Here is a 1,900-nt window from a genome sequence, read left to right on the forward strand (position 1 = left end):
AGGTCGACAAATCACAATTGGCAATCCAAAAATCTCTGGAAGAACTTGAAACTTTGAAGAAATCTCTGATGCAGGAGTATTTTGGCTGATATTCTGCCATTGTAATTACGGTAATGATTTGTTATAATACAACAAAGGAGGAAATCAGATGGTAGTAAAAACAAGAAAACAAGGAAATTCAATCACCATTACGATTCCAAGTGAATTTAATATTCCAAGTGGTGTTAAATACGAAGCGAAATTGTTACCAAGTGGTGAGATTATCTTTACTCCTGAAGAATTGGGGCAGCAGGTTTCTTATGTATCTGATGATGCCTTTGACTTAAATTTAGATAAAATATTTGACGAATACGACGATGTTTTCAAAGCTTTGGTGGAAAAATGACAATCTATCTGACAGAAAAGCAAATTGAAAAAATAAATGCTTTAGCAATTCAACGGTATTCTCCAAATGAGAAAATTCAAACAGTTAGTCCTTCTGCCTTAAATATGATTGTGAACTTACCAGAACAATTTGTCTTTGGGAAGCCTCTTTATCCAACAATTTTTGATAAAGCAACGATACTATTTGTCCAATTGATAAAGAAGCATGTTTTTGCTAATGCTAATAAAAGAACCGCTTTCTTCGTTTTGGTCAAATTTTTACAATTAAACGGCTATCGTTTTTCTGTAACGGTAGAAGAAGCAGTAAAAATGTGTGTAACCATCGCAGTAGAAGCTTTAACTGATGAAAAAATGACAAGCTACTCCAAATGGGTTTCTGAACATTCTGTTAGAGAAAAGGTCAAAAAGTAACCTAGTATGCTGGATTTGAATGAGCACAAGAAAATAAATGAACAGACAATATTAGAATTCTGTAATGCAGAAACTGATATTGTCTCTTTTTATTGATGAATAAGAAAGTGAGAAATTATGGAATCAAAAGTTACAATTATCATGCAAGAAATGTTACCTCTTTTAAATAATGAACAATTACTAGCGTTGAGAGAGAGTTTAGAACATCATCTAGTAGACGGAAAAAAGCAGCAGAAGTATTCGAATAATAACCTGTTGCAACTCTTTATCACTGCCAAACAGGTAGAGGGCTGTAGCTCAAAAACAATTCGTTATTACCAGAGGACGATTGAAAACTTGTTTAATGCTATTAAAGAGTCTGTGACACAACTCACAACAGATGATTTAAGGAGTTATTTAGCAAATTACCAGTCTGAAAAGGATTGTAGTAAGGCGAATTTAGACAATATTAGGCGTATATTGTCTTCTTTTTTTGCTTGGCTTGAGCAAGAGGAATATATCATTAAAAATCCCATTCGACGGATAAAGAAAATTAAGACTGAGCAAAATGTGAAGGAAACTTATACTGATGAACATTTGGAAATTATGCGCGATAACTGTGAAAATTTGAGAGATTTGGCAATAATAGACCTACTAGCATCGACAGGTATGCGTGTAGGGGAGCTTGTACAGTTGAATCGTTCAGATATTGATTTTGAAAACAGAGAGTGTGTTGTCTTTGGTAAAGGAAAGAAGGAGAGACCAGTATATTTTGACGCTCGTACGAAAATTCATTTAAGAAACTATCTTAACGACAGAAAAGATAGTCACCCTGCTCTTTTTGTAACGTTAGTTGGAAAAGTCCAGAGGCTTGGAATTGCTGGTGTAGAGATTCGCTTAAGAAAGTTAGGAGACAAACTCGGTATACAAAAGGTTCACCCACATAAGTTCAGAAGAACTTTAGCGACTAAGGCAATTGATAAAGGTATGCCTATCGAGCAAGTCCAAAAACTGCTAGGTCATAGCAAGATTGACACAACCCTGGCCTATGCCATGGTCAATCAAAATAATGTCAAGCATTCACACCAAAAATTCATCTCTTAAAAGCAAATCCCGATATTCCGAG

The 1,900-nt window shown here is 34.8% G+C and carries 3 protein-coding genes and 1 pseudogene; all 4 read left to right on the top strand.

All coding sequences use genetic code 11. The features are described from left to right. Nucleotides 1–89, top strand: a pseudogene (locus HT703_RS11410) (type I restriction endonuclease); the annotation flags it as partial. 59 nt (nucleotides 90–148) lie between these two features. After that, a complete protein-coding gene (locus tag HT703_RS11415; RefSeq protein WP_000260605.1) occupies nucleotides 149–385 on the top strand; it encodes an AbrB family transcriptional regulator in 237 nt (78 codons plus the stop codon). Continuing rightward, the gene (locus tag HT703_RS11420) at nucleotides 382–795 is read left to right on the top strand and encodes a type II toxin-antitoxin system death-on-curing family toxin (protein ID WP_023941843.1); all 414 of its coding nucleotides are present in this window, start codon (nucleotides 382–384) and stop codon (nucleotides 793–795) included. The genes HT703_RS11415 and HT703_RS11420 overlap by 4 nt, the downstream gene beginning before the upstream one ends. Before the next feature lie 117 nt (nucleotides 796–912). Further along, nucleotides 913–1,878, top strand: a complete 966-nt coding sequence (xerA, locus tag HT703_RS11425) for a site-specific tyrosine recombinase/integron integrase (RefSeq protein WP_000444456.1) — start codon at nucleotides 913–915, stop codon at nucleotides 1,876–1,878. Nucleotides 1,879–1,900: the final 22 nt, after the last annotated feature.

It is taken from the genome of Streptococcus sp. 3874 (assembly GCF_013276425.1).
Lineage (GTDB): Bacteria > Bacillota > Bacilli > Lactobacillales > Streptococcaceae > Streptococcus > Streptococcus pseudopneumoniae.